The 25,957-nt window shown below is 58.5% G+C and carries 24 protein-coding genes and 1 tRNA gene; 8 read left to right on the top strand and 17 right to left on the bottom strand.

The window, feature by feature from the left end:
- Window positions 1-8: 8 nt before the first annotated feature.
- The 4 genes from AC2TDJ_RS05490 to AC2TDJ_RS05475 form a co-directional block, all read right to left on the bottom strand.
- The gene (locus AC2TDJ_RS05490; RefSeq protein ID WP_480839978.1) at window positions 9-2,426 is read right to left on the bottom strand and encodes an aerobic carbon-monoxide dehydrogenase large subunit; all 2,418 of its coding nucleotides are present in this window, start codon (window positions 2,424-2,426) and stop codon (window positions 9-11) included.
- Complete coding sequence (locus AC2TDJ_RS05485) at window positions 2,423-2,917, bottom strand: (2Fe-2S)-binding protein (RefSeq protein ID WP_480812100.1); 495 nt, start codon at window positions 2,915-2,917, stop codon at window positions 2,423-2,425. The genes AC2TDJ_RS05490 and AC2TDJ_RS05485 overlap by 4 nt, the downstream gene beginning before the upstream one ends.
- A gap of 14 nt (window positions 2,918-2,931) precedes the next feature.
- Window positions 2,932-3,765, bottom strand: a complete 834-nt coding sequence (locus AC2TDJ_RS05480; RefSeq protein ID WP_480839976.1) for an FAD binding domain-containing protein — start codon at window positions 3,763-3,765, stop codon at window positions 2,932-2,934.
- Between the two features lie 138 nt (window positions 3,766-3,903).
- Complete coding sequence (locus AC2TDJ_RS05475) at window positions 3,904-4,995, bottom strand: MHYT domain-containing protein (RefSeq protein ID WP_480839974.1); 1,092 nt, start codon at window positions 4,993-4,995, stop codon at window positions 3,904-3,906.
- 443 nt (window positions 4,996-5,438) lie between these two features.
- Here AC2TDJ_RS05475 and AC2TDJ_RS05470 point away from each other — a divergent pair, with 443 nt between their 5' ends.
- Window positions 5,439-5,666, top strand: a complete 228-nt coding sequence (locus AC2TDJ_RS05470) for a hypothetical protein (protein ID WP_480839972.1) — start codon at window positions 5,439-5,441, stop codon at window positions 5,664-5,666.
- A gap of 159 nt (window positions 5,667-5,825) precedes the next feature.
- On the opposite strand, the gene AC2TDJ_RS05465 is transcribed toward AC2TDJ_RS05470, so the two are convergent.
- Window positions 5,826-5,902, bottom strand: a tRNA-Ile gene (locus AC2TDJ_RS05465).
- 107 nt (window positions 5,903-6,009) lie between these two features.
- On the opposite strand from AC2TDJ_RS05465, the gene purM reads away from it, so the two are divergent.
- From purM to rnd, 3 genes are all read left to right on the top strand, one after another.
- Window positions 6,010-7,056: a phosphoribosylformylglycinamidine cyclo-ligase gene (purM, locus tag AC2TDJ_RS05460; RefSeq protein ID WP_480840242.1), complete on the top strand. Its 1,047-nt coding sequence runs from the start codon at window positions 6,010-6,012 to the stop codon at window positions 7,054-7,056.
- Window positions 7,053-7,649 carry a phosphoribosylglycinamide formyltransferase gene (gene purN, locus AC2TDJ_RS05455; RefSeq protein WP_480839971.1) on the top strand — a complete coding sequence of 199 codons (597 nt, stop codon included), beginning with the start codon at window positions 7,053-7,055 and terminating at the stop codon, window positions 7,647-7,649. The genes purM and purN overlap by 4 nt, the downstream gene beginning before the upstream one ends.
- A 117-nt stretch (window positions 7,650-7,766) precedes the next feature.
- Window positions 7,767-8,924, top strand: coding sequence for a ribonuclease D (gene rnd / locus AC2TDJ_RS05450; RefSeq protein WP_480839969.1), 1,158 nt, complete (start codon window positions 7,767-7,769; stop codon window positions 8,922-8,924).
- Here rnd and AC2TDJ_RS05445 read toward each other — a convergent pair.
- Window positions 8,921-9,478, bottom strand: coding sequence for a hypothetical protein (locus AC2TDJ_RS05445; protein ID WP_480839967.1), 558 nt, complete (start codon window positions 9,476-9,478; stop codon window positions 8,921-8,923). The genes rnd and AC2TDJ_RS05445 overlap by 4 nt on opposite strands.
- Before the next feature lie 110 nt (window positions 9,479-9,588).
- Between AC2TDJ_RS05445 and AC2TDJ_RS05440 the strand changes: the two genes are divergently transcribed.
- Complete coding sequence (locus AC2TDJ_RS05440; RefSeq protein WP_480839966.1) at window positions 9,589-9,999, top strand: SufE family protein; 411 nt, start codon at window positions 9,589-9,591, stop codon at window positions 9,997-9,999.
- Window positions 10,000-10,001: 2 nt separating this feature from the next.
- On the opposite strand, the gene AC2TDJ_RS05435 is transcribed toward AC2TDJ_RS05440, so the two are convergent.
- Window positions 10,002-10,679, bottom strand: a complete 678-nt coding sequence (locus AC2TDJ_RS05435) for a DUF1638 domain-containing protein (RefSeq protein ID WP_480839965.1) — start codon at window positions 10,677-10,679, stop codon at window positions 10,002-10,004.
- A gap of 123 nt (window positions 10,680-10,802) precedes the next feature.
- Window positions 10,803-11,501, bottom strand: coding sequence for a corrinoid protein (locus AC2TDJ_RS05430; protein WP_480839963.1), 699 nt, complete (start codon window positions 11,499-11,501; stop codon window positions 10,803-10,805).
- Window positions 11,502-11,779: 278 nt separating this feature from the next.
- On the opposite strand from AC2TDJ_RS05430, the gene AC2TDJ_RS05425 reads away from it, so the two are divergent.
- A complete protein-coding gene (locus tag AC2TDJ_RS05425; protein WP_480839961.1) occupies window positions 11,780-12,868 on the top strand; it encodes a PA0069 family radical SAM protein in 1,089 nt (362 codons plus the stop codon).
- Window positions 12,869-12,918: 50 nt separating this feature from the next.
- Here AC2TDJ_RS05425 and gltA read toward each other — a convergent pair whose 3' ends face one another.
- Together gltA and gltX are read right to left on the bottom strand one after the other, a co-directional pair.
- Entirely contained in the window at window positions 12,919-14,214 is a 1,296-nt protein-coding gene (gene gltA, locus AC2TDJ_RS05420; RefSeq protein ID WP_480839959.1) for a citrate synthase, read from the bottom strand.
- Window positions 14,215-14,335: 121 nt separating this feature from the next.
- Window positions 14,336-15,736, bottom strand: coding sequence for a glutamate--tRNA ligase (gene gltX / locus AC2TDJ_RS05415; RefSeq protein WP_480839958.1), 1,401 nt, complete (start codon window positions 15,734-15,736; stop codon window positions 14,336-14,338).
- A 78-nt stretch (window positions 15,737-15,814) separates the two neighbouring features.
- Between gltX and AC2TDJ_RS05410 the strand changes: the two genes are divergently transcribed.
- Window positions 15,815-17,854: a ComEC/Rec2 family competence protein gene (locus tag AC2TDJ_RS05410; protein WP_480839956.1), complete on the top strand. Its 2,040-nt coding sequence runs from the start codon at window positions 15,815-15,817 to the stop codon at window positions 17,852-17,854.
- Here AC2TDJ_RS05410 and lexA read toward each other — a convergent pair.
- The 6 genes from lexA to AC2TDJ_RS05380 form a co-directional block, all read right to left on the bottom strand.
- Entirely contained in the window at window positions 17,848-18,546 is a 699-nt protein-coding gene (gene lexA / locus AC2TDJ_RS05405) for a transcriptional repressor LexA (RefSeq protein WP_480840240.1), read from the bottom strand. The two genes, AC2TDJ_RS05410 and lexA, sit on opposite strands and share 7 nt — an antisense overlap.
- 78 nt (window positions 18,547-18,624) lie before the next feature.
- The gene (locus tag AC2TDJ_RS05400) at window positions 18,625-19,797 is read right to left on the bottom strand and encodes a molybdopterin molybdotransferase MoeA (RefSeq protein ID WP_480839954.1); all 1,173 of its coding nucleotides are present in this window, start codon (window positions 19,795-19,797) and stop codon (window positions 18,625-18,627) included.
- Window positions 19,794-20,267, bottom strand: a complete 474-nt coding sequence (moaC, locus tag AC2TDJ_RS05395) for a cyclic pyranopterin monophosphate synthase MoaC (protein WP_480839953.1) — start codon at window positions 20,265-20,267, stop codon at window positions 19,794-19,796. The genes AC2TDJ_RS05400 and moaC overlap by 4 nt, the downstream gene beginning before the upstream one ends.
- Window positions 20,267-21,079 carry an indole-3-glycerol phosphate synthase TrpC gene (gene trpC / locus AC2TDJ_RS05390; RefSeq protein ID WP_480839951.1) on the bottom strand — a complete coding sequence of 271 codons (813 nt, stop codon included), beginning with the start codon at window positions 21,077-21,079 and terminating at the stop codon, window positions 20,267-20,269. Before trpC ends, moaC begins: the two co-directional genes overlap by 1 nt.
- Complete coding sequence (gene trpD / locus AC2TDJ_RS05385; protein ID WP_480839949.1) at window positions 21,076-22,095, bottom strand: anthranilate phosphoribosyltransferase; 1,020 nt, start codon at window positions 22,093-22,095, stop codon at window positions 21,076-21,078. The genes trpC and trpD overlap by 4 nt, the downstream gene beginning before the upstream one ends.
- Window positions 22,092-22,673: an anthranilate synthase component II gene (locus AC2TDJ_RS05380; RefSeq protein WP_480839947.1), complete on the bottom strand. Its 582-nt coding sequence runs from the start codon at window positions 22,671-22,673 to the stop codon at window positions 22,092-22,094. Before AC2TDJ_RS05380 ends, trpD begins: the two co-directional genes overlap by 4 nt.
- Window positions 22,674-22,871: 198 nt before the next feature.
- Here AC2TDJ_RS05380 and AC2TDJ_RS05375 point away from each other — a divergent pair, with 198 nt between their 5' ends.
- A complete protein-coding gene (locus tag AC2TDJ_RS05375) occupies window positions 22,872-24,386 on the top strand; it encodes a divergent polysaccharide deacetylase family protein (RefSeq protein WP_480839945.1) in 1,515 nt (504 codons plus the stop codon).
- A 47-nt stretch (window positions 24,387-24,433) separates the two neighbouring features.
- Here AC2TDJ_RS05375 and trpE read toward each other — a convergent pair whose 3' ends face one another.
- The gene (gene trpE, locus AC2TDJ_RS05370) at window positions 24,434-25,945 is read right to left on the bottom strand and encodes an anthranilate synthase component I (RefSeq protein ID WP_480839944.1); all 1,512 of its coding nucleotides are present in this window, start codon (window positions 25,943-25,945) and stop codon (window positions 24,434-24,436) included.
- Window positions 25,946-25,957 lie beyond the last annotated feature (12 nt).

Below are 25,957 nucleotides of genomic sequence, written 5' to 3'. Positions count from 1 at the left end.
TTTTCCTTTTAGCCATGCATTCCCAGACCGTTGGCGATCTTCCAGATGCGCCAGTGGTCATGCGGCATATGGCTCTGGACCAAACCGAAGGGCCTGAACGCATCATGCACCGCGTTCGAGAACGCAGGGACGCCACCGACATTCGGGCTCTCGCCCACTCCTTTGGCACCTATCGGGTGGTGCGGAGACGGCGTCACCGTGTGATCGGTGGTGTAGTTGGGCGTCTCCCAAGCCGTCGGCAGGAAGAAATCCATCAGCGTGGCGGTTTTTACGTTACCCATCTCATCATAGGCGATTTCCTGACCCATCGCGATGGCCAGTGCCTCGGTCACGCCACCATGGACCTGGCCTTCGATGATCATGGGGTTGATCCGGGTGCCGCAATCATCCAGCGCATAGAACTGCCGGACGTCCCATTCGCCGGTATCCACATCGATCTCCATGACGCAGATATAGGCTCCGAACGGATAGGTCATGTTCGGCGGGTCATAGTAACTGACGGCCTCCAGACCGGGCTCCAGCCCTGGGATCGCCTGATTATAGGCGGCGAAGGCGATTTCCTTCATCGTCTTGAACCGCTCAGGCGCACCTTTGACTGAGAACCGGTCCACGTCCCATTCGACATCGTCGTCGTGGACCTCCAGCAGATAGGCCGCGATCATCTGCGCCTTGGCGCGGATTTTGCGCGCAGCCATTGCCGTTGCCGCACCGGCCACAGGTGTCGACCGAGACCCATAGGTCCCAAGCCCATAAGGCGCGGTGTCGGTGTCACCTTCCTCCAGCGTGATATCGTCCGCAGGCAAGCCGATCTCACTTGCGATGATCTGGGCAAAGGTCGTTGCGTGGCCCTGACCCTGACTGATTGTCCCCAGCCGCGCGATGGCAGAGCCGGTCGGATGAATACGGATTTCGCAGCTATCGAACATACCAAGCCCAAGGATATCGCAATTCTTGACCGGGCCTGCGCCGACGATTTCGGTGAAATGCGTCAGGCCTATCCCCAGAAGCTTGCGGGTTTTTCCAGCCTTGAAATCCTCGACCCGCTGTGCTTGTTCGGCCCGCAGACCTTTGTAGTCGACAGCCTTCAGGGCTTTGTCCCAAGCCGTGTGATAGTCCCCCGAGTCATATTCCCAGCCCAGCGCGGACTGATACGGGAACTGATCGGCCTTGATAAAGTTGATCCGCCGCAGCTCGGCCGCGTCCATGTTCAGCTTGATGGCCAGAACCTCGATCATCCGTTCGATGAAATAGGCAGCCTCGGTCACCCGGAACGAGCAGCGATAGGCGACACCGCCCGGTGCCTTGTTGGTATAGACCCCGTCCACTGCCAGATAGGCAGTTGGAATGTCATAGGACCCGGTGCAGATGTTCATGAAACCGGCCGGGAACTTGGTCGGATCGGCACAGGCATCGAACCCACCGTGATCCGCCGTGGTATGGCACCACAGGCCGGTGATCTTGCCATCCTTGGTCGCAGCGATCTTGCCCTGCATCCAGTAATCGCGGGCAAAGGCTGTGGACATCAGGTTTTCCATCCGGTTCTCGACCCATTTCACCGGTCGGCCGGTGACAATGGACGCGACAACCGAGCAGACGTAACCCGCATAGGCGCCAACCTTGTTGCCAAAGCCACCACCGATATCAGGGCTGATCACCCGGATATTGTGCTCGGCTAGGCCAGAGATCAGTGAAACGACCGTACGGATCGCATGTGGGGCCTGGAACGTGCCATAGAGCGTCAGCTTGCCGGTCACCTTATCCATCGAGGCAACGCAGCCGCATGTCTCCAGCGGGCATGGGTGGGTCCGGTGGTAATAGACCATCTCTTCGGCCACGACATCGGCCTCGCCCAGAACAGCTTCGGTCGCGTCTTTGTCGCCCTGTTCCCAGGTGAAGATGTGGTTGTGATGCTTGCGCGGCCCGTGCGCACCCTCGGTCTGACCCGCAAGGTCTTCGCGCAGAACGACGTCCGACTTCAGCGCCTCGAACGGGTCGGTCAGGACGGGGAGCTCTTCGTACTCAACTTCAACCAGCTCTGCCGCATCCGCCGCGATGTAGCGGTTTTCGGCTACGACATAGGCGACTTCCTGGCCCTGGAACAGAACCTTGCCATCTGCCAGCACCATCTGCTTGTCGCCAGCCAGCGTCGGCATCCAATGCAAACCCAGCGGCGCCAGATCTTCGGCCGTCAACACAGCAACAACACCGGGAACGGCCTGCGCAGCCTCTTTGTTCACACTGACGACACGGGCATGGGCATAGGGCGAGCGGACGAATGCGCCGAACAGCATCCCGTCAAGTTTGATGTCGTCGACATAGTTGCCCTTGCCTTGGGTGAAGCGCACGTCCTCGACGCGTTTGCGGGCGCAGCCCATTCCTTTGAGGTTGGCGGCGCGTTCTTCGGGGGTCATGGTTTGATCGTTCATTCCGCGGCCTCCTTCTGAGCGTTCAGCATGTCGGCAGAGGCCGAGATCGCCTTGACGATGTTCTGGTATCCGGTGCAGCGGCAGAGGTTGCCGGCCATGCCAAATCGGATTTCTTCCTCGGTCGGGTTCGGATTTTCCTGCAACAGACGGTGCGCGCGGGTGATCATGCCCGGCGTGCAGAAACCGCATTGCAGCCCGTGATGTTCGCGGAACATCTCTTGCAGAACACCAAGGCTGCCATCGTCATTGGTCAGGCCTTCGACAGTGGTGATATCCGCCCCATTCACCTGGGCCACGAAGGTGGTGCAGGATTTGACGGACTTGCCGTCGACATCCACGGTGCAAGCGCCGCAATGGCTGGTCTCGCAGCCGATATGAGGGCCAGTTATTTTCAGATCTTCCCGCAGGAAGTGGATCAGCAACGTGCGCGGCTCAGCCAATCCTTCGACTTGCTTGCCATTAACGGTGAGTTTGACGTGCATTTTCGACATGAATAATCCTCCCCTCAGCCAGCTCGGCTTTGAGCGCGTTCGATGGCGCGGCGCAGTATCACAGCGGCCACGTGTTTCTTGAATTCGACGGGGCCGCGGTTGTCGGCAACCGGGTCGATGGCACTGAGCATTGCGGCGACGCAGCCATCGATGTCTCCACCAGCCAGCGCAGAGCTGGCGGTTTCTGACCAGACGGGCGTGTCCGACAGGTTGGTCATTGCCACCGAAGCCGAGCCATTGCCAACCATCACTGCGGCGGCAGCAGTCGCGTAGTCGCCGATTTTGCGTTTCTGCTTCTCGTACGCCTGTCCGACACCCGCACCCGGCACCGGAATCGAAATGCGGGTCAGGATTTCCTCATCCTCGCGCGCGGTGAAATAGGCGGCCTCGTAGAAATCCCGCGCCGCCACGCTGCGCGACCCGTCCGGACCGGACAGCTCAAACGTCGCGTCGAGGCACTGCATCAAGCCCGGCATGTCATTTCCGGGGTCCCCATTGGCGACATTGCCGCCGACGGTGCCCATATAGCGAACCTGCGGGTCTGCGATCTGCAACGCAGCCTCGCGGATCAAGGGAATGGCGGCAGCCAGCCCCTCATGCGCGATCAACTCGTGCTGTGTGACCATCGCGCCCAAGGTGACGGTATCGGAGCCGATCTCGATGCCCTTCAACTCATCAATGGCCTGAAGATCGACCAGATGGCCCATTTCGGCCATGCGCAGCTTCATCATCGGGATCAGGCTGTGCCCGCCCGCAATCACACGCGCTTCGTCTCCATGTTCTTGTAGAATCCCAATGGCCGAGGCGATATCGCCTGGCCGGTGATACTCAAAACCGGCTGGTATCATGTTCTTCCTCCCTGGGTCCGAGCGATTTGCCTTGAGGACCTGAGGCTAAGAATGAACGGTGGGATTACCTGATCCAGCCGCCGGGAACGGGGCGCGCAGCTTGTTTCACGAAATGCGAATGGGCTGCACGAGCTGCGATTACAGGCCCAGAGCCTCGCGGATGTCATTCAGGCGGGATCGGCTGACAGGTACTTTGGTCAAAGCATCGACATCATCGAAATAACAGGTGCCGTTGTCCTTATGCCGCTCGAAGCTGGAGACATGCTTGGGGTTCACCAGATAGCTTCGATGTGACCGCAAGAAACCGTCCGGTTTCAAACGCGTTTCAGCTTCGGTGATGGACCAGGGACAAAACAGTTTCTCATTGTCCATGTAGAGGACTGTGTAGTGCCCTTCGGCCCGGATGGCAGCGATTTTGGAGGGTCCTGCAAAAAACGTCTGGCCCTCACGCTCGTATGGAACCCCAGCACGAAGGGTGACAATTGGTTCCGGAGAGGGAAGGTCGGCAGGAGCAGCGGCAGGCTCGGACTCGATAAAGGAAATACCGGTCAGTAAAAACGCGCCGCAAATCAGGAATACCGCCACCGTGACCCCCATTGCCAGCACTTGATTGTTCAGGGCTGGACCAGCGCCCCCGGCGCTGTCCGTAGCGACAAAATCAGTCAGGCCCGTAGCAACGAAATGCATGGTAAAAACTGCCAGGCCAAAGCACACGGTGCCCAACAGGATATTGCGTTGCGTACGGTTGTCATACGCGGCCCAGATCGCCAGCACGGACAGTACCACCGAAGCCAGCGTCGAAATGGCAACGTCCCATACGTTGTAGACGGGTCGACACAGCTCCATCCCGGCCATACCGACATAATGCATCACCACGATACCCAGCCCCACGATCACACCGGCGCCAACGATCGTTCGCATTGTCCGGGGGCGGAAATGAAGCAACAGCAACGCCAGACCGACCATCAGGATCGCAACAAGCGCTGAAATCAGCGTGATCAGGGCGTCATAATAAAACAGGATCGGCAATTGGAGCCCCAGCATGGCCACAAAATGCATGGACCAGATGCCGCCGCCGAGGATGATCGCAGCCAGGGCTACGAAAAACTTACGTCTCTGATCATCCAGTTTCGACGCGCCGTGTGTCAGATAGAGTCCTGTGAATCCGGCCATCAAAGCCACGGCCAAAGACGCCGCCACCAGCCAGACGTTATGTGAATACTCCAACATGTAGGCGTGCGCGCCCTCCCCAGCGCAGGGTGACGTTAGCAAACCTCATATAAGGGTACAATCGACACATCTGCTAACCCGGTTCAGATCACAATCTGGGTGCAGTTTCAGACTTTTCCATAGGGTTTTCGGAAAGACAAAAGTCATCATGCTGCTCTTGTCAGGCACTGATTTCTTTCAGGACGAAGATGAGTTGCGAAAGTAGTGATGTTCAGCGCCGCCTCAGTGTTCGCCTTATTCGACGTTGTAGCTATTCACCGACAATAAGCGTGTGAATTACGGTACGCGGTATGTTGCGACACCTTCAGTTACCGTTTTGCGGAAATCTACACCATCAGGCGGTCAGATGCCTCAAGTCAGAGTTCTTCGCCAATTAGTAGAACTGGAAAACCGTCCCAAGGTAAGGCACTCTGGAACTCTGCGCGCATGTAGGAGGTCCCGGAATGCCCCAATACAACGACATGTTCGAACTGTCCGTCGACGACATAGACCTTATCGAATCTTCTTTGCGGCGTGCTATGACATCACTGTCTCATGAGTTGGCCAACGAAGACGAGGAAAACAACTCTGAAAAAGAGGAATCCCTTCATCGCATTCAAGACCTGCTGGGGCGGCTTCACGATCAGAAAATATTCTACCGGCCCAAAAGCGGTGTGTACGTGAGCGGCTGAAGCTTGTGCGAGAAATAACAAGCCGAGCAATCGGCGAATCCCGGGGCTATTTACAGAGATAAGCGCCTGGCTGGATGGGCCTACGTCAGATGATAGGCCGTTCACGGGTGTGTTTGCGGGACACCTTTTCACAGAAATTTGGGGCCGCAAGGCGGTATTTGGTAGGCCCGGAGGGACTCGAACCCCCAACCAAAGCGTTATGAGCGCTCTGCTCTAACCAATTGAGCTACAGGCCCGCCTGAGCGCCTTGCGTATCACGATCAGGGCCCGCGTCAAGCCTGACCGTTGCAACATGTCCAACAATCGACTAACCCGCGCGCAAAGCATTCACGGGGGACTGACGATGACAGCGGGCAAGAACGGAATCACCTACGCCGATGCAGGTGTGGATATTGACGCAGGCAACGCTCTGGTCGATCGGATCAAGCCGGCGGCGAAGCGAACAAATCGCCCGGGTGTGATGAGTGGCCTCGGTGGTTTCGGCGCGTTGTTCGACCTCAAGGCGGCCGGCTACGAAGATCCGATTCTCGTCGGGGCCACCGATGGTGTTGGCACAAAGCTGCGGATCGCGATTGATACCGGTGTGGTCGATGGCGTGGGTGTCGACCTAGTCGCGATGTGCGTCAACGACCTGATCTGTCAGGGGGCCGAGCCGTTGTTTTTCCTGGACTATTTCGCCACAGGCAAGCTGGACACGGACACGGCTGCGCGGATTATCGAAGGAATTGCTGACGGTTGTGCCCAGTCCGGATGCGCTCTGATCGGTGGTGAGACGGCGGAAATGCCAGGCATGTATCCGGATGGAGATTTCGATCTGGCTGGTTTCGCAGTTGGTGCGATGGAGCGTGGTACAGCTTTGCCCGATGGCGTGCAGGCGGGTGACGTGTTGTTGGGGCTGGCCTCGAATGGGGTGCATTCCAACGGCTATTCGCTGGTGCGCAAACTGGTCGAAATGTCGGGGCTGGGCTGGGATACGGCGTCTCCCTTTGGTGATGGCTCGTTGGGTGAGGCACTGCTGACGCCGACGCGTCTCTATGTCAAACCGGCACTGGCGGCGATAAGGGCAGGGGGCGTCCACGCGCTGGCCCACATCACCGGCGGAGGTTTGACAGAAAACCTACCGCGTGTTCTGCCAGAAGGGCTGGGGGCTGAGATCGACCTCAACACGTGGGACTTGCCGCCTGTGTTTGGCTGGATGGCCGGAATTGGCGGGATTGCCGAGGCCGAAATGCTCAAGACCTTCAACTGCGGCATTGGTATGATCGTTGCCTGCGCCGCAGATCAGGCCGACACGGTTGCAGCAGTGCTGGCCGATGCTGGTGAGACGGTTTCGCGCATCGGAACGGTCACCGAAACCCCGGGTGTTGCCTATTCGGGCTCGCTGTTGTGAGGCACAAACGGGTCGCCATTCTGCTGTCCGGCGGGGGGTCGAACATGGTGTCGCTGGTCGACAGTATGACGGGCGATCATCCCGCGCGCCCGTGTCTGGTTATGTCCAACGAGGCACAGGCGGGCGGGCTGGAAAAAGCGGCGGATCGCGGTATCCCCACAGCCGTAGTGGATCACCGTCCCTACAAGGGCGACAGGGCGGCTTTCGAAGCAGAGTTGATCAAACCTTTGCAGGATGCGCAGCCCGATATCGTTTGTCTGGCCGGGTTCATGCGGGTTCTGACCGGCGGATTTGTTTCGCATTTTCAGGGGCGGATGCTGAATATTCACCCGTCGCTATTGCCGAATTACAAGGGTCTGAACACACATGCCCGCGCAATCGAGGCCGGTGACGCCGAGCATGGTTGCACCGTTCACGAAGTAACGGCGGCACTGGACGATGGCCCGATCCTGGGACAGGCACGCGTCGCGATCGAAGAAGGGGATACGCCAGAGGTTTTGGCTGCACGGGTTCTCGCATGGGAGCATAAGCTGTATCCTGCGGTCTTGCGGCGGTTTTCTGGCGGGGACAGGACACCGTTTCACCTGCCCTGAATTGCCTTGGGTGATTTACACGCCCCCGGAATTCGGCCTATGGTCGCCCCTAACGCTCGGGACGAGGACAAAAAGACGGGCAGTCACCAAAGAACAAGAGCAAACACAGCACGGCGCATGAAAACCCTGACAACCACGCAAGAACTGGCCGATTTTTGCCAGACGGCTTCGAATTACTCCTATGTCACTGTAGATACGGAATTTCTGCGTGAACGAACCTATTATTCGAAACTGTGCCTCGTTCAGATGGCTTACCCGTCTGACGACGAAGACAGCGCAGTTCTGGTTGATCCTCTGGCCGCAGGTATGTCGCTGGCACCGCTCTATGACCTGTTCACCAACGAAAACGTAATCAAGGTTTTCCACGCCGCGCGGCAGGATCTTGAGATTTTCTGGGTCGAAGCCGGTATCTTTCCGACACCGCTGTTTGATACGCAGGTTGCCGCGATGGTCTGCGACTTTGGCGAACAGGTGGGTTATGAAACGCTGGTCCGGAAAATCTGTAAAGAAGGGGTGGACAAGACCTCGCGCTTTACCGATTGGTCGCGCCGCCCTCTGACGGATGCGCAGAAGACTTACGCTCTGGCGGATGTGACCCACTTGCGGAAGATCTACGAATATCTCGCAGCTGAGCTTGAAAAGACCAGACGCAGCCACTGGGTTGCCGAGGAACTACGGATACTGACGCGCCCGGAAACCTACAATATTCGCCCCGAGGACGCCTGGCGGCGCGTCAAAACACGCACCAACTCGGCGAAATTTCTGGCCGTGGTCCGGGAACTGGCGCAATTCCGCGAAGCATATGCGCAAGAGAACAACGTTCCGCGCAGCCGGGTGTTCAAGGATGATGCTTTGATCGAATTGGCCTCGACCAAGCCGAAATCGCACTCGGATCTGGGTGGTTCGCGGTTACTGCTGCGCGAAGCGCGCAAAGGTCCGATCGCCGACGGCATTCTGGCCGCCGTCAAACGTGGGGTGAATTGCCCGCCAGATCAACTGCCAAAGGTCGATAACAGTCGCGACAAGCTGAAGGTCAATCCTGCGTTGGCGGACCTGCTGCGGGTGCTTCTGAAATCAAAGACGGAAAGCGCGGGCGTTGCAGCCAAGCTTATCGCGTCAAGCGCTGACCTGGATCTTATCGCAGCAGGAGAACGAGAAGTGCCGGCCATGACCGGCTGGCGGTTTGAAGTGTTCGGGGAAGATGCCCTGAAGCTCTGCGATGGCAAGATCGCGCTGGCGGCCAAAGGGCAGACCGTTCAGGTCGTGTCGCTTTAGCGGCGGCGCGATTCCAGGGCGTTCTGTTGACCCACCACGCGGACCATACGAATACCCTGCAGTTCGTCTGCCGACACGTTGATGGCGTCTGAAACCATACGTGAACGTTCAGTCCCCTGCGCCGTCGAGTAATCGGGATAGTTCACGCGGAATGAGAACTCCAAAACGCCGTTTTTTGTGTTTTCTTCCGAGTCGACACGGCTGAGCCGGGCTTCGTAAGCGCCCTGTCGAATTGCGGTGCCGGATGCGTAGACGATGGCGCCGGACGGTGTGGGCTCGATCCTCAGCTCATCGATTCTGGCTATAGGGACACTTGTGTCCTGTGCCTCGGGGCGTTCAAACAGGCCGATGCCATCGCCTTGCTCAGGAACCAGAGCATTCGGATCGTCTGCCGACGTCTCGACCGGGGCAGGGGTGCTGGAGCCAAACCAGTTGGAGGGGTTCACCCGCGAGTCGCGCCAGCCGCTGCAGGAGGACAGAATGAACGAGGAAACCAGAAGAACGGTCAGAGATTTGTGCATGGGCCCCAGAGATTTGCGCGTATTTTCCTGCATGGGGTTACCGTAATTTGATCGCCTTGAAAAGCCACGCTGGGGGGTGGACAGGAGGTAAAGGTGAGCATAGGTCACATTTGTGACCGCGTAACGCAAGGAAAAGCCGACCTATGGCAACGTCCGCCTTTGAAGAGATCGTCGAGGACTTCGAGTTCCTGGAGGACTGGGAAGACCGGTACCGCCATGTCATCGAGCAGGGCAAGGCGATGCCGCCTTTGGATGACGCGTTAAAAGTGCCCGCGACCAAGGTCCACGGCTGCGCAAGTCAGGTTTGGCTACATCCCGTCATCGAGGGGGGAGTGTTCCATTTCGATGGCGATAGTGATGCCCTGATCGTGCGCGGCCTGATCGCGGTTTTACGCAGTCTTTACAATGGTTTGCCTGTGAACGAAGTGCCCCGCGTGGATGCCGCAACTGAATTGGCGCGGCTGGGGCTGAACGATCATCTGTCTGCGCAACGCTCTAACGGGCTGCGTTCAATGGTCGAACGGATTCGCGAAGTCGCATTGGCCAACGCCTGACCTTAGTCCTGCCGTTCGGCGTTTGGGCGCGCCGCCCAATCGGACAGTGTGGTTTCCAGATCGCCATATCGTGTCAATCTGCGTTCAAAGGCCAGCCCCATCCGGTCCGCGCAGTCCTGTGCACGCCGGGTCAGGTCAGGGTCGTCGGTCTGCGCCTGATAGACGAGTTTGGTGTAATTCCCGAAATACATGTCGCGTAGTTCAGGATGCCGATCGAGACCCAGAGGTTTCCAGACGAAAGCATCGAATTGCCGCGCCAAGAAGTCCGTCAGATAAAAGGCGGTGGTTTCGTCTTCGCTGTGGTCCGCGAAGGCGTCGTTGCCTTCAAAAAACGAGTAACAATGCGGGCCTTTGACCATCTCTACGCCTAACCGGTCGCAGGCCTGCTGCAGCAGCCCGCCCGTGCCGCAATCGGCATAGACGACATAGATTTTTTCATAGCCGTCGCGGTGTTTGGCCACCGCTTCCTCGACAGCTTGAGTGATGCGTTCGGGATGGACATGCAGAATCGCCGGAAGACAGGTTAGCGCCATGTGGTCCCAGCCGTTACGGGCTTTCAAATCCAGAATCTCTCGCGCTAACGCACCGCAGGCAATCAGCAGTATATTTTCTGACCGACTTTGCGCGTCATAACCTTGCTGCGTCAGGCTTTCGTCGTCTGGAAATGGCGTGTCCGTCATGACCCATCCGTTCGATTGCGTATCAGATCAAATCTAGTGTTTCGGGTGGCCGGTATTCAAGCGTGGCCCCGGAACAAAAAAGGCCGCCCGAAAAGGACGGCCTTTGGTAATCTTTCCGTTGCCTTAGCCCGCCATCTGGTTGTGGCGGCGTGACACGAAGTCCTTGGCCATTTCCACAGCCACAGCCGCGTCACGGCAATACCCGTCTGCGCCAATTGCCTTGCCGAACTCTTCGTTCAACGGTGCGCCACCTACGAGTACGATATAGTCATCGCGCAAACCCTGTTCGACCATCGTGTCGATAACGACCTTCATATAAGGCATCGTGGTGGTCAGCAGAGCGGACATGCCCAGAATGTCCGGTTTTTCGGACTCCAGAGCCTCAAGATAGTTTTCGACCGGGTTGTTGATGCCCAGATCGACCACTTCGAAGCCCGCGCCTTCCATCATCATCGAAACAAGGTTCTTGCCGATGTCGTGGATGTCGCCCTTGACGGTGCCGATCACCATCTTGCCCACGCGCGGTGCGCCGGTTTCCGCCAGCAGCGGTTTCAGGATCGACATGCCACCTTTCATAGCGTTGGCAGCCAGCAGAACCTCGGGGACGAACAGAATGCCGTCGCGGAAATCGTGGCCAACGATCGTCATGCCACCCACAAGCGCCTTGGTCAGGATGTCGTAAGGGGTCCATCCGCGTTCCAGCAGAATGTTCACGCCTTCTTCAATCTCTTCCCTCAGACCATCATAAAGGTCGTCGAACATCTGCTCGACAAGTTCGTCGTCGTTCAGTTCGGACAGGATGATGTCTTCTTCATCGGACATGGGGCATTTCCCTGAGCTGTTCGGGCCCTCGGCCCGGGGTGGCAATTTTTACCGTTTTGGCCATTTCGTCGCATGCATACTGTGACGATTGCGACCTTGGTCGTTCTTAGACCGACCTATAGGTCAAATTTTGGCGCAATGGGACGGATTTTTTTGCATGATTATCTTGTGATCCATTCAGGATCGTTCGGTTTTTTCAAATTATCCCATTGGCTGACGGCTCGGAGGTCCGCGGAAATCGCCTTGTCTGAGTAGCCGTGGTCCTATATCACAGAACAATGAGAACAAAGAGCGAACAAATTGTCAATCATGCAAGACTGGTCGCTCGCGGCACGGCGTCCAACCAGACCGGTCGTTTCGAGCGGTTTTCGACTGTCGCCATGAGTGATGGTTGGCACGACGACGAGGAATTGCCGCCGTTGCGTACCGAAATCCGGGATGAAGTTGCACGAAGCCTGATTACCTACAATGCGTCACCGGATTTACCCTTCGACCGTTCGATCAACCCATATCGAGGGTGCGAACACGGGTGCGTCTACTGTTTCGCGCGTCCGACGCATGCCTATCTGGGGCTTTCCCCGGGATTGGATTTCGAAACACGTCTGGTCGTGCGCCCGAACGCGGCAGAAGTGTTGCGGCGCGAACTGTCTGCTCGATCCTATAAAGTCGCGACCATCGCTCTGGGGACGAACACGGACCCCTACCAACCCGTCGAAAAAAAACGCGAAATCACAAGGTCTTGCCTTGAAGTCCTGAGAGAGTTTCAGCACCCGGTCGGTATCGTGACCAAGGGCGCACTAGTCGAGCGTGATCTGCACATTCTCGCACCGATGGCAAAGCTGGGTTTGGTTCGCGTAGGGATTTCGTTGACGACCCTAGATGCCGATCTGTCCCGCAGGATGGAACCACGCGCGCCATCTCCGCAACGCCGGTTGGAAACGATCCGGCGGCTGACCGAGGCCGGCGTTCCGGTGCGTGTCATGACGTCGCCTATCGTACCCGGACTGACGGATCACGAGCTCGAGCACCTGTTGGAGGCAGGTCAGGAGGCGGGAGCTGACGCAGCCAGTTGGATCATGCTGCGGCTGCCGCGGGAAGTTTCCGAGTTGTGGCAGGATTGGCTGGCAGAGCATGAACCAAACCGCGCCGGGAAAATCATGGCGCGCCTGCGAGAGATGCACGGGGGCAAAGACTATGATCCGCGCTGGGGCCATAGAATGCGAGGTGAAGGCACATATGCCGAGATGATCGCCCACCGCTTCAAGGCTGCGGTCAAACGACTTGGCTTGGCACTTCAAACGCCGCCATTACGGTGTGATCTGTTTGAAGTACCGCCGCAAGTCGGGGATCAATTGAGTCTGTTCTGACAAAAGAAGCCCCGGCGCGATGCCGGGGCTTTTTTGCGTACTGTTTGATTTCAACGATTCTCGATATCGACATAATCCCGCAGGGTTTCGCCCAGATACAACTGGCGCGGGCGACCGATTTTGTTCTGAGGATCGGCGATCATTTCCTTCCACTGGCTGACCCAGCCGACCGTGCGCGACAGCGCGAAGATCGGTGTGAACATCGATGTCGGGAAGCCCATCGCCTCGAGGATGATGCCCGAATAGAAATCGACATTCGGGAACAGCTTCTTCTCGGCGAAATACGGATCTTCCAGAGCTTCCTTCTCCAGCTCCTTTGCGACCTGCAGTTTCGGATTGTCCTCAATGCCCAGCAGGTCCAGCACCTCGTCCGCAGACTGCTTCATCACTTTGGCGCGTGGGTCGAAGTTTTTGTACACGCGGTGGCCGAAGCCCATCAGGCGGAACGGATCGTCCTTGTCCTTGGCACGGGCGATATACTCGGGGATGCGATCAACGGTGCCGATCTCCTCGAGCATTTCAAGGCAAGCCTGGTTGGCGCCACCATGGGCCGGACCCCAGAGGCAGGCTATGCCGGCGGCGATACACGCGAACGGGTTCGCACCCGAAGACGAGGCCAGACGCACGGTCGAGGTCGAAGCGTTCTGTTCATGGTCGGCGTGCAGCGTGAAGATCCGGTCCATTGCGCGGCTTAGGATCGGGTTAACTTCATACTCTTCGGCCGGAACGCTGAAACACATGCGCAGGAAATTCGACGCATAGTCCAGATCATTACGCGGATACACGAAAGGCTGGCCGGTGTGATACTTGTACGCCCAGGCCGCGATGGTGGGCATCTTGGCGATCAGGCGGTGCGACGCGATCTCGCGCTGGCGCGGGTCCGAGATATCGGTCGAATCGTGATAGAAGGCAGACATCGCGCCCACGACGCCAACCATAATGGCCATCGGATGCGCGTCGCGACGGAAACCGCGATAAAAATACTGCATCTGTTCGTGCAGCATGGTGTGGCGCGTGATCGTGGTTTCGAACTTTTCCAGATCCTTCGCGACCGGAAGCTCTCCGTACAGCAGCAGGTAACAGACTTCCAGAAAGTGGGATTTTTCAGCAAGTTGGTCGATGGGGTAACCCCGGTGCAGCAATTCACCTTTTTCCCCGTCGATATAGGTGATTGTGCTGTCGCAGCTTGCAGTCGATGTGAAACCGGGATCATAGGTGAAAACACCGGCATCGCTATAAAGTTTGCGGATATCAACAACGTCCGGACCAGCGGTCGGCGAGTGAACCGGCAACTCATACTCTTTACCATGAACAGTCAGAGTGGCGGTTTTGTTGCTATCGGTCATTTCGTCCCTTCCTTAGTCATGCGCAAGTCGGTTCGCTGTCCGACCTTGCGGGCAACGGCTGCACGCAAGCGCGCAGTCCGGGTCTTAGCGGAGCAGCGTTACCCGAATGTGAAGGTCGGGCTTAATTCACTGCATCGGAAAGCCGCGCCAGGGTCTCATCCCTCCCAAGCACGAGCATCATATCAAAAACCGAAGGTGTCACGGCTCGACCTGCAAGCACCGCCCGCAGCGGACCTGCCAGTTTACCGAACTTTAGCCCATTCGCTTCTGCGAACGAATTCAGGGTTTCCTCCAGTTCGTTACGGGACCAGCTAGCATTTTGCAGCTGCGGCGTCAATTCGCCCAGTATACCATCGGATACAGATGAGAGCGCTTTTTGAGCCTTCTCGTCTGGTTCGATCGGCCTTTCAGTCAAAACAAAATGCGCTTTTTCAAGCAGTTCCGGGAAAGTTCGGGCCCGATCCTTGAGGCAATACATCGCACGTTCCAGATCACTGGATTGTGTGCCAATCAATGGATCAAGCTCAGCCGCTGCCAGATAGCCATCAATCTCTTGCCGCAATGCAGCATCATCGGAAACTGCGATATGCTGCCCACAGAGGTTCTCAAGCTTCTTCAGATCGAACCGGGCGGGACTTTTGCCGATACCATCCAGATCAAACCATTCTTTCGCCTGTTCGTCGGTAAAGAACTCATCGTCGCCGTGGCTCCAACCCAGCCGCGCCAGGTAATTGCGCATGCCGGCGGCGGGATAGCCCATGGCCTGATATTCCTGCGCACCCAACGCTCCGTGCCGTTTGCTGAGTTTCTTGCCGTCGGGGCCGTGAATCAACGGGATATGCGCCCAGACCGGCACGTCCCATCCCATAGCCTCGTAGATCATCATCTGACGCGCTGCGTTGTTCAGATGGTCGTCTCCCCGGATCACGTGGGTCACGCCCATGTCGTGATCGTCCACCACCACCGCCAGCATGTAGACAGGCGTTCCGTCCGAGCGGAGCAGGATCATATCGTCAAGTTGATCGTTGCGAATGGTAACGTCACCCTGAACCCGGTCCCGGATCACTGTAGTTCCGTCCTGAGGGGCCTTGATGCGGATCACAAACGGCAAATCAGGATGGGTCGATGGGTCGGCATCTCTCCAGGGGCTGCGGAACAAGGTCGATTTGCCCTCAGCGCGCGCCTGATCCCGGAACGCGGCAATTTCTTCCTGTGTCGAGAAACACTTATAGGCCTTACTTTCAGCAAGCAGCTGGTGCGCCACTTCGGCGTGACGCGAAGCACCTTCGAACTGGCTGATGACGTCGCCGTCATGATCCAGCCCCAGCCATTCCATCCCCTGCAGAATCGCTGCCGTCGCTTCGGGGGTCGAGCGTTCACGGTCGGTGTCTTCGATCCGCAACAGGAACTTGCCGCCACGACCCCGTGCATACAGCCAGTTGAACAGTGCGGTGCGAGCGCCGCCGATATGCAGAAAACCAGTGGGAGAAGGGGCGAAACGGGTGACGACCTGATCGGACATGGTGGTGATTAACCTTTTGGTAACCGTAGCGGCTTAGAGTTGGCGCCTGTCTAACGAGCCCGGAGGACGGGGGCAACCATGCGTGTTCTGGCCGGGATTGAGACCGCATTATTGAAGCAGCGAGGGTATCTGTTTCCGTGGTCGCCGGTCTGCCTGGCAGTTGGAGTTGGCCTCTATTTCAACCTGCGGTTTGAACCCGGCCCGCAACTCTATGGCTGGGTTCTGGTCGTGGCGCTGGGTGCGGCAACTGGTGGTTTGAAACTGCCCGCCGCATGGTCTCCGCTGGCTGTTGGTGTGGCGCTGGTCGCCGCCGGTTTCCTGCTGGCCGGTGCGCGCGCCCACGCAGTTGCAGATCCGGTTCTGCAATGGCGCTACTATGGCCCGATCGAGGGGCGGGTCGTGGCGCTGGACCGCTCTGCGTCGGATGCGCTGCGGGTGACGCTGGATCGGGTACGACTTAGGGATGTACCTGAAGAACAGCGACCGCAGCGCATCCGGCTTTCCGTGCATGGCGAAGCTGTTCCGTTGGCGCCGGGTCAAAGGATCATGACGACCGCGCATATGTCTCCGCCGCAGGGACCGGTCGAGCCCGGTGGTTTTGATTTCCGCCGACATGCCTGGTTTCAACAGCTGGGTGCCGTTGGGTATACCCGGGTTCCTATCATGTCTGCGGCCCCGGCGCAGGATGGTCGCACGGGAATTTGGATCACGTCCTGGCGCATGGCGATATCCGATCATGTGCGCAGCGAACTACCGGGCGACATTGGCGGTTTTGCTGCTGCCGTAACAACCGGGGATCGCAGCGGAATGGGGCAGAAAACACTTGAATCACTAAGAGCGTCCAACCTTGCGCATCTGCTGGCTATTTCCGGGTTGCACATGGGCCTTCTGACCGGATTTGTCTTCGTGGCTTGTCGGGTCGGATTCGCAGCGATTCCCGTGCTGGCATTGCGCTGGCCGGTGCGAAAGCTTGCCGCTGTCTGTGCGTTGGTTGCCGCAACGATTTATCTTCTATTGTCGGGTGGAAACGTCGCGACCGAGCGCGCCTTTGTGATGGTCAGCGTCATGTTCGGCGCAGTGCTATTCGACCGCAGGGCGATTTCCTTGAGGGCCGTAGCTGTTGCAGCCCTGATCGTTTTGATCCTTCGACCTGAATCCCTGTTAAGTCCCGGGTTCCAGATGTCTTTTGCCGCAACTACGGCTTTGGTCGCGGTATTCGGAGGGTTGCGTGATTTCGGACCGTTCCACGGCCCAAAATGGGCGAAGCCCGTGCTGGGATTGTTGATGTCTTCTGCCATCGCGGGCCTTGCCACAGCACCAGTCGGAGCCGCGCATTTCAATACCATGTCTCACTATGGTCTGCTGGCGAACCTTTTGTCCGTACCCGTCATGGGTTCGGTGGTGGTTCCAGCCGCCGTTGTGGCGGCGTTGCTGGCGCCATTTGGGTTGGAGTGGCTTGCGTTGGCGCTGATGGGCATTGGGTTGCGCTGGATTCTGGGGGTTGCCGAATGGATCTCGGGGTTGGATGGCGCACAGGGGTATGTGGTCAGCCCGCCGGATCTTGTGCTTCCCATCCTGGCATTGGGCGCCCTATGGGTGATCCTTTGGCAAGGTCGTGCCAGATGGGCAGGTGTGGTGCCAATCATTGCTGCGCTGATGCTGTGGGGACAGGGGCATCGGCCGGAAGTTCTGGTTGCCGATACGGGCGGCCTGGTTGGCGTTATGACCGAAAACGGACGGGCACTGAGCAAAGAAAAGGGGAACGGTTTTGTGGCGTCAGTCTGGCTGGAAAATGATGGTGATGGTTCGGATCAAGCCCACGCCGCCGCCAGATGGCCTAATGTGCCGGATCGCATACAGCGGTATTTGCTGGCAGACAAAGAACTGGTTCACGTCACTGGTAAAAAAGCGGCTCAACGCTTTGACGAATGCAACGAAAAACAGATCGTGGTATCGCCAGTTGCCTTGGAACTCAGCGGCGAATGCGTTGTATTCGGCCCGGAAAAACTACTGAGGTCGGGCAGCCTGGCAATTGACAATGGTCAGCTTGTGACCAGCGCTGAGGTTTCCGGGCGCAGGCTTTGGTCGCCGGATGCCCGGAACATCAAGGATCAGTAGCTGCGGATCAGCCCGACCAGACGACCCTGAACCTTAACCTTTTCTTCAGGAAGAACGCGTGTCTCATAAGCCGGGTTGGCGGCTTCCAACGCGATTGCGTGCCCGCGCCGGAAGAACCGCTTGAGCGTGGCTTCCTGATCTTCGACCAAGGCCACTACGATATCGCCATTATCTGCGACAGTCGTTTCGCGGATCACAACGACGTCCCCGTCGTTGATTCCCGCGTCGATCATCGAATCTCCTCGCACTTCAAGGGCGTAGTGGTCGCCATGTCCGGATACCATGGTACCGGGAACCGCAACGTGATGAGATACATGGCTGATCGCTTCGATTGGAACACCGGCGGCGATACGGCCCATTACCGGCAATTCCATCGCGTCTACCGCAACCGGTTCATAATTCGCCGGACGTGGCCCGGAGGGGCGGTTGCCTTCGATCACGCGTGGTGTAAAACCGGCCGTCGGCTCGCCCCCAAGGCTTTCCGGCAACTTGACGATCTCGATGGCGCGGGCCCGATGGGCGAGTCGGCGGATAAAGCCACGCTCCTCTAACGCCGTAATCAAACGGTGGATCCCGGATTTAGACCTCAGATCCAGTGCAATCTTCATTTCGTCGAAACTGGGCGGAACACCGTCCGCCTGAACGCGTTTATGAATGAATTCCAGCAAATCCAGCTGTTTCTTGGTCAGCATCGCTCGCACCTCGTCGCTCATGCGTTTTCTTTTGTTCTACGCATGTTCACGTTTTGTGTCAACGGATTTGCCAGATTGCTAGATAGGCAGGTACAGAACCTCGTCGCCGATTGTACATTCTGGATCATGTGGGTCACGTACAAGCAACGCGTTGGCCCGGGCCAATACGCTGAGCAGAGAACTGTCCTGATCGTCGCAGGCCCGGATGCCGGTCTCGTCAAGAATGGCGCGCATGTAGTGTTCGCGTGGACCGTTCTTGCCAAGTGGCGCTGTGAGTTTGGCGCGTTGAAAAGGCGACAGCACTTGTTCAAGCCCAAGCATACGCCGCACCATGGGGGCCAGGAACAGATAGCCGCAAACCATGGCGCTGACCGGGTTTCCGGGTAGGCCGACCATCGCGGCATCGCTCAGCCGCCCGGCCATAAGCGGTTTTCCCGGGCGCATCCTTATCTTGTAGAAGGACCGTTCCATCCCAAGTGCCTCTGAGACATCAGCGACGAGGTCATGATCTCCGACCGAGGCGCCCCCGATGGTAACGACCAGATCGGTTCCGTGCGCCAACTCGAACGCTGCTTCGAGTGATGCGGGTGTGTCCTGCGCGATCGGCAATACGCGAACATGCGCTCCAGCGTCTTCCAGTAAGGCTTTGAGGCCAAACGTATTTGAGGCGATAATCTGGTCCGGGCCAGGGGTTTCGCCGGGCATGACCAGCTCGTTTCCCGTCGAAATCAGCGCGATCTCCGGTTTTCGAGTCACCGAAGCGACGGGGGCGTTCATCGCCGCCATCAGGGCAATGTCTTCCGCGCGCAGGTGTCGTGGCGCGGAAATCCTAGTTCCGACCTCGAAATCAATCCCTGCCGGGCGGATGTTGGTCTTGGCGCCGGGGTCGTCAGTGATCGTGATCAGGTTGTCCCGCCAGTCTACGTCTTCCTGAATAACGACAAAGTCAGTGCCTTCTGGAACCGGTGCACCAGTAAAGATGCGCACGGCCTGACCGGCACCGACGGAGCCGTCAAAACGATGACCTGCTCTGGCCTCACCAATAACCTTGAACATCGCGTGCAGTTCAACTTCGGTTGATTTGACCGCATAGCCATCCATCGAGGACGCGGCAAACGGCGGTTGGTTTCGCGTGGCGACCACATCTTCGGCCAGAACGCGGCCGGCGGCTTCGGCCAAAGGAACAGTCTCGGCAGGGAGTGGAGTAACCAGATCAAAGAGTAGGCTGCGTGCCTCTTCTACGGTAATCATTCCGCTTCGTAACGCCCTGATTTACCGCCATCTTTCAGCAGAACCCTGATCCCGCCTATTTCCATCGCCTTGTCCACCGCCTTGGTCATGTCATAGACCGTCAGCGCTGCCGTCGAAACTGCCGTCAGAGCTTCCATCTCAACGCCGGTCTGCCCTGATGTCTTGACAGTCGCTTCAATTTGTACGCCCGGTAAGTCGGGATCCAGCGTCAGTTCCACGGCCGCACGTGTGATCGGCAACGGGTGGCACAAGGGGATCAGGTCCGGGGTTTTCTTTGCACCCATGATCCCGGCCAGTCGCGCCACGCCCAGGACATCGCCTTTCTTTGCGCGGCCTTCCGAAATGATTTCAAAGGTTTCCCGAGCCATCTTCACGTGACCTGCAGCCACGGCAACGCGATCCGTTACCGCCTTGTCCGAGACATCGACCATATGGGCCTGGCCTTGTGCATCGAAATGGGTCAGTGGCATCACATCACTCCGGGAACCAACGGGTTGGCGAGCAGCGTGTGGGTTGCGGCGGCCACATCATCCTGACGCATCAGGCTTTCGCCGATCAGAAAACAGCGCGCGCCATACCGGGCAATATCTGCCAAATCTTCGGGCGTGCTCAATCCGCTTTCGCAGACAATCGTACGATCCGCAGGAACCAGCTTTGACAATCGCCGTGTTGTGTCAAGAGTGGTCTCGAACGTCTTGAGGTTGCGGTTGTTTATTCCAATCAGCGAGCTTTTTAGTTGCGCAGCACGTTCCAGTTCGGCCTCGTCGTGCACCTCGATCAGAACATCCATACCCCAGTCAAAAGCGGTTTGTTCCAGTTCCGCAGCCTGTGCGTCGCTGACCGAGGCCATAATGATCAGGATGCAATCAGCCCCCAGCGCGCGCGCTTCGACCACTTGATAGGGGTCATACATGAAGTCCTTGCGCAATGCCGGCAGCGAGCACGCGGCGCGGGCTGCTGTCAGAAATTCCTTGGCTCCCTGAAAGCTGGGCGTATCGGTCAGAACTGACAGGCACGCAGCACCGCCTTGCTCATAAGCTTTGGCCAGGGACGGTGGATCGAAATCCGCGCGGATCAATCCCTTGGACGGGCTGGCTTTTTTTATCTCGGCGATCAAGCCATAGCCCTTGCGCGTCGCAGTTTGCAGGGCATCCGCAAATCCCCGAGTTTCCGGAGCCGCGTGCGCCTCGGTTTCCAGAGTTTCCAATGACTTACTGGCCTTGTCCGCAGCAACTTCTTCCAGTTTGTAGGCTTTGATCCTGTCCAGAACGGTCTCGGTCATGCGGCTTCCTGTGTAATTCGGGCCAGGGCGGCGATTTTGTCTTTGGCTTTACCGCTGTCGATACTTTCAGCTGCCATCGCGACGCCTTCCCGCAGGTCATTGGCCGCGTCGGCAACCACCAGCGCGGCAGCGGAATTCAGCAAGACAGCATCGCGATAGGCCGAAGGCGCGCCATCCAGCAGAGCGCGGAAAGCGATGGCGTTCTCTTCGGGCGTTCCGCCGATGATATCCTCGAACGGATGAACCGGCAGGCCAGCGTCTTCGGGGTGAATCTCGACCTCTTTGACAGTGCCGTCCTCGACCGAGGCGACCCAACTGACACCGGTAATAGTCAACTCGTCCGTGCCATCCGATCCGTGAACCAGCCACGCGTGCTCGGATCCAAGCAAACCCAGAGTTTCGGCCATCGGGCGGATCAGGTCACGGCTGAAAGCGCCGGTCAGCTGTCGTCGCACCCCGGCCGGGTTGGTCAGCGGGCCCAGAATATTGAAAATCGTGCGCGTGCCCAGTTCCTGCCGAGACGGCATGACATGGGCGATAGCCGGATGATGCATAGGGGCCATCATAAAGCCAATACCGGCCTCTTTTAAAGCCCTTTCAACGACTTCCGGGCCGACCATAACGTTGATACCCAGTTGCCCCAGCGCATCCGCAGCCCCTGATTTCGAACTGAGATTGCGGTTGCCGTGCTTGGCCACGGTAACCCCCGCGCCGGCGACTACAAATGCCGTCGCGGTCGAGATGTTCAGCGTCCCTTTGCCATCGCCACCGGTGCCGACGATGTCCATGGCACCCACCGGAGCGTGTACCGCATGGCATTTGGCGCGCATCACTGCCGCTGCGGCAGCGTATTCATCGACGGTTTCACCGCGTGTCCGCATGGCCATCAGTAATCCACCGATCTGGCTGGGTGTTGCTTCTCCGTCAAACAAAATGCCAAATGCCTGTTCGGCCTCGGCGCGGGTCAGCGGCCGGTCGGCCGCAGCACCGATCAGCGGTTTCAGTGCGTCGCTCATGCGGGGACTTTCATTTCATTCAGGAAGTTCTTGAGCAGGGCATGGCCATGTTCTGACGCAATGGATTCAGGGTGAAACTGAACGCCATGTATCGGCAATTCCTTGTGCTGCAGCCCCATGATCGTGCCGTCGTCGAGTTCAGCCGTGATTTCAAGACAGCCGGGCAGGGTGTCGCGTTCGACAATCAGCGAGTGATACCTAGTTGCGTCAAACGGCGTCGGCAGGCCGGCAAAAACGCCCATTCCGTTATGGTGCATCTGGCCCATCTTGCCGTGCACGATCTCGTGACAGCGCACGACGTTGCCGCCAAAGGCTTGGCCGATGGTCTGATGCCCAAGACACACACCCATCAGTGGCGTTCGAGTTTCAGCCGCAGCTTCCGTCAGTGCCAGGCAAATGCCGGCCTGATCCGGGTCACAGGGGCCGGGGCTCAGCAGTATTCCTGCCGGATTCATGGCCATCGCTTCCTGCACGTCCAGCGCGTCGTTGCGCCGCACAACCATTTCAGCGCCCAGTTCGCCCAGATAGTGAACGAGGTTGTAGGTAAACGAGTCATAGTTGTCGATCAGCAGCAGCATTTTGCACGTGTCTTATGTTCGAGCATTTCGGGCTGGCGATGCAGCCCCGAGACGCGATATAATGTCGGGACATACATGCTCAGGCTTGTGCGGCAGCGTCAAGGGGACATCGGCCCCCGGCGTTTTCGCAAGTGAGTGCCGCAGCAGACGGCGCCCGAGGTAGGTAAGGCAGGAAACAACGCGAGAGGCGAGATTTCGATGGGCGGATTTTTCGGTGGACTGATCGCCGGGGCGGTCACTGTGTTGATCGTGGGCGTGGCATTGTCCGTGACCACACCGCTGACCCGCAAACCCGAAGTTACAACCACAGCGCCTGTCGTGGCGACTGTGCCCGTGCTTGAGGGCACGGCGAATGTGGACGGAACCGGAAACGACGCGGATCTGGTCGAGTTACCTCCTCGTGCACCGGAAAGCCCCGAAGACCAATCTGATACGCTAGCCAGTCTGAGTGATGCCGAGCCGCAAACCGACGCTTTACCGCAGACCGGGACCGCGCCCCTGGAATTGGATGAACCGGACACGCCGACTGCGCCTTCGGTGACGGTAGCGGTGGATTCACCTGCCGTGCCGGCAGAAACCGCGCCTGCGCCGGTGTTGCCCAGTCAGGACGTGGAACCAGATACGGTCGCGGAAGTGCCATCCCCGCCAAAACCGGTGGTCATCGAAGAGTCGACGCCGGAACCGGAACCGCAACTGACGGAACCAGTTGTACCGGAGGTGACCCCCGAAGTCGCCGAGCAGCCCGAAGAGCCTGCACCCAAGGAAGACGAACAGCAGGTCGCTATCGTGGAGCCGGAACCAGAACCTCAGCCCGTGTTACCGGAAGTCCGGTCCGAGCCTCGGGTCGAAGGCAATCCAATTGCCGTTGAGGGGGAAGAAGACACAGAACCGCGCGACCTGCCTCGGATCGCGTCCTTGCCTCAGATCGGTGGCGAGCAACCTTCGGTGACATCTCCGGGCGTTGGTAAACGAATCCTGCCGCTGACGGAACGGGACGAGCCCGAGGTCGAAGAAGTTGTCGAAGCACCGACGACCACAGGAAAGCCGATCGAGGACTATGCGGCAAGTTTTGAAAACCCCGAAGCCAAGCCGCTGATGTCGATTATTCTGATCGACGACGAAGGCGCGTATGGCGCAGAGGCGCTGAAGGATTTCCCATACCCTCTGAGCTTTGCCGTAAAGCCGTCCGATCCCGAGGCCGCCGAGAAAATGGCCCGCCACCGTGCAGCGGGTTTCGAGGTCTTGGCTGTGGCCGATTTGCCTGCGGCAGCCAGTGCGCAGGATGCCGAAGTGTCCCTGTCGGTGTGGTTGGACGCTCTGCCCGAAACTGTTGGAATTCTGGAAGGTGTCGACACCGGCATCCAGGGCAACCGCAAGCTGGCTGATCAGGTGGCTGCAATTGCCGGAGGGACAGGACGTGGTCTGGTCACGCAGGGCAAGGGCTTGAACACAGTGCAGAAACTGGCTGCGCGTAACGGCATCCCGTCAAGCGTCGTGTTCCGGGATTTTGACGGTGCGCGCCAGGACCCGGACGTGATGCGCCGCTTTCTGGATCAGGCCGCGTTTCGTGCCAATCAGGAGGGCGCGGTCGTGATGCTGGGTCGCCTTCGCCCCGAGACTATTTCGGCCCTGTTGCTTTGGGGGCTTGAGGATCGCGGCAGCCGGGTCGCAATGGCCCCGATCTCGGCCGTGATGATGAACGAGATTCAGTGATGCATTGAGCGTGTGAAAGGGGCAGAGTTCGCGAGACCTGCCGCCGCTCAGCTGTTGCCGTTGCCGGTGAACCGCGCTGCATCGGCCGCCGCGCGACGGATGGCGTTCGACTTGTGAACGGTTTCCATGAACTCCGCTTCGGGGTCGCTGTCATAAACAACTCCGCCGCCGGCCTGAATATACAGCTTGTGATCCTTAACGATGGCCGTGCGTAGGGCGATGCACATATCCATGTCGCCGCCTGCGCTGAAATACCCGACACCGCCGCCATAGACGCCGCGCTTTTCCGGTTCCAGTTCGTCGATGATTTCCATCGCACGAACCTTTGGTGCACCAGACACCGTACCGGCAGGCATTCCCGCAAAAAAGGCATCTAACGCGTCTTTGTCCTCGGCCAATTCACCGACCACGTTGGAAACTATGTGCATCACGTGACTGTAGCGTTCGATGATGAACTCTTCGGTTGGACGCACGGTACCGATTTTCGAGACCCGACCTGTATCGTTGCGACCCAGATCCAGCAGCATCAGATGTTCGGCCAGCTCTTTCTTATCGGCCAACAAGTCGACTTCGTTGGCCTTGTCTTCTTCGGGCGTGGCGCCGCGCGGGCGGGTTCCGGCGATAGGTCGAATCGTCACTTCACTGCCGAAGACCCGCACCAGAATTTCCGGGCTGGCGCCAACGACCTGAAAGCCGCCAAAGTTGAAGTAGAACATGAAGGGCGACGGGTTCGTGCGCCGCAAGGATCGGTACAGCGCGAAGGGAGGCAGCGGGAAATCCTGCGTCCAGCGTTGTGCAGGGACGACCTGAAAGATGTCGCCGGCGCGGATGTACTCCTTGGCTTTCTCGACCGCTTCCATATAGCCGGACTTGGTAAAGTTCGACACCGGTGGCGCGACTTCGCCGGCTTCACCCAGATCGCGGGTTTCGGCGGGCATGGCGCGTTCCAGATCGCGAACGGCGTCCATCACGCGTTCGGCAGCCTGCGCATAGGCCGCTTTGGCCGACTGCCCGTCGCTGACCCAGGCCGGAGACACGACGGTGACTTCACCTTTGACCCCGTCCAAAACGGCAACGACCGAAGGGCGCAGCATGATTGCGTCCGGCAGGCCGAGCGGGTCCGGGTTCACGTCTGGCAGATATTCCACGAGACGAACCATGTCATAGCCCAAGTACCCAAAAAGACCTGCGGCGGCTTGGGGCAGGTTGTCGGGCAGTGCAATGCGGCTTTCCGCCAACAGCGCACGCAAGTTGTCCATCGGGTTGCCGCCCTGCGGCGCAAACGCATCCGCATCGAACCGGGCCGAGCGGTTCAGTGACGAGGTTTCCCCATGACACCGCCAGATCAGGTCGGGTTTCATCCCGATGATCGAATACCGACCACGGACCTCGCCACCGGTGACAGACTCCAACATGAAGGCGTCTTTCTGCGCGCCCGTCAGCTTGAGCATCAGGGACACGGGCGTATCCAGATCAGCGGCCAGTCGGGTATAGACGACTTGATTTTCACCCGCCTCATATGCGCGTGCGAATGCGTCGTACTCTGGTGTCAGGGCCATGTCCGGTCTCTT

It is taken from the genome of Ruegeria sp. HKCCD6647-2, assembly GCF_057221075.1.
The sequence above is the reverse complement of the archived record's forward strand: the minus strand, read 5'-3'. Positions and strand labels throughout refer to the sequence as shown.

Excerpts from the sequence above, each read along its gene's own strand:
- AC2TDJ_RS05475 (WP_480839974.1), bottom strand. The coding sequence starts at position 4,995 with ATGTTGGAGTATTCACATAACGTCTGGCTGGTGGCGGCGTCTTTGGCC.
- AC2TDJ_RS05470 (WP_480839972.1), top strand. The coding sequence starts at position 5,439 with ATGCCCCAATACAACGACATGTTCGAACTGTCCGTCGACGACATAGAC.
- lexA (WP_480840240.1), bottom strand. The coding sequence starts at position 18,546 with ATGCTGACCAAGAAACAGCTGGATTTGCTGGAATTCATTCATAAACGC.
- gltA (WP_480839959.1), bottom strand. The coding sequence starts at position 14,214 with ATGACCGATAGCAACAAAACCGCCACTCTGACTGTTCATGGTAAAGAG.
- AC2TDJ_RS05445 (WP_480839967.1), bottom strand. The coding sequence starts at position 9,478 with ATGCAGGAAAATACGCGCAAATCTCTGGGGCCCATGCACAAATCTCTG.
- AC2TDJ_RS05480 (WP_480839976.1), bottom strand. The coding sequence starts at position 3,765 with ATGATACCAGCCGGTTTTGAGTATCACCGGCCAGGCGATATCGCCTCG.
- AC2TDJ_RS05410 (WP_480839956.1), top strand. The coding sequence starts at position 15,815 with ATGCGTGTTCTGGCCGGGATTGAGACCGCATTATTGAAGCAGCGAGGG.
- AC2TDJ_RS05485 (WP_480812100.1), bottom strand. The coding sequence starts at position 2,917 with ATGTCGAAAATGCACGTCAAACTCACCGTTAATGGCAAGCAAGTCGAA.
- AC2TDJ_RS05490 (WP_480839978.1), bottom strand. The coding sequence starts at position 2,426 with ATGAACGATCAAACCATGACCCCCGAAGAACGCGCCGCCAACCTCAAA.
- AC2TDJ_RS05425 (WP_480839961.1), top strand. The coding sequence starts at position 11,780 with ATGAGAACAAAGAGCGAACAAATTGTCAATCATGCAAGACTGGTCGCT.
- trpE (WP_480839944.1), bottom strand. The coding sequence starts at position 25,945 with ATGGCCCTGACACCAGAGTACGACGCATTCGCACGCGCATATGAGGCG.
- purM (WP_480840242.1), top strand. The coding sequence starts at position 6,010 with ATGACAGCGGGCAAGAACGGAATCACCTACGCCGATGCAGGTGTGGAT.
- AC2TDJ_RS05435 (WP_480839965.1), bottom strand. The coding sequence starts at position 10,679 with ATGACGGACACGCCATTTCCAGACGACGAAAGCCTGACGCAGCAAGGT.
- AC2TDJ_RS05380 (WP_480839947.1), bottom strand. The coding sequence starts at position 22,673 with ATGCTGCTGCTGATCGACAACTATGACTCGTTTACCTACAACCTCGTT.
- gltX (WP_480839958.1), bottom strand. The coding sequence starts at position 15,736 with ATGTCCGATCAGGTCGTCACCCGTTTCGCCCCTTCTCCCACTGGTTTT.
- AC2TDJ_RS05400 (WP_480839954.1), bottom strand. The coding sequence starts at position 19,797 with ATGATTACCGTAGAAGAGGCACGCAGCCTACTCTTTGATCTGGTTACT.
- moaC (WP_480839953.1), bottom strand. The coding sequence starts at position 20,267 with ATGCCACTGACCCATTTCGATGCACAAGGCCAGGCCCATATGGTCGAT.
- rnd (WP_480839969.1), top strand. The coding sequence starts at position 7,767 with ATGAAAACCCTGACAACCACGCAAGAACTGGCCGATTTTTGCCAGACG.
- AC2TDJ_RS05440 (WP_480839966.1), top strand. The coding sequence starts at position 9,589 with ATGGCAACGTCCGCCTTTGAAGAGATCGTCGAGGACTTCGAGTTCCTG.
- AC2TDJ_RS05430 (WP_480839963.1), bottom strand. The coding sequence starts at position 11,501 with ATGTCCGATGAAGAAGACATCATCCTGTCCGAACTGAACGACGACGAA.
- AC2TDJ_RS05375 (WP_480839945.1), top strand. The coding sequence starts at position 22,872 with ATGGGCGGATTTTTCGGTGGACTGATCGCCGGGGCGGTCACTGTGTTG.
- trpD (WP_480839949.1), bottom strand. The coding sequence starts at position 22,095 with ATGAGCGACGCACTGAAACCGCTGATCGGTGCTGCGGCCGACCGGCCG.
- trpC (WP_480839951.1), bottom strand. The coding sequence starts at position 21,079 with ATGACCGAGACCGTTCTGGACAGGATCAAAGCCTACAAACTGGAAGAA.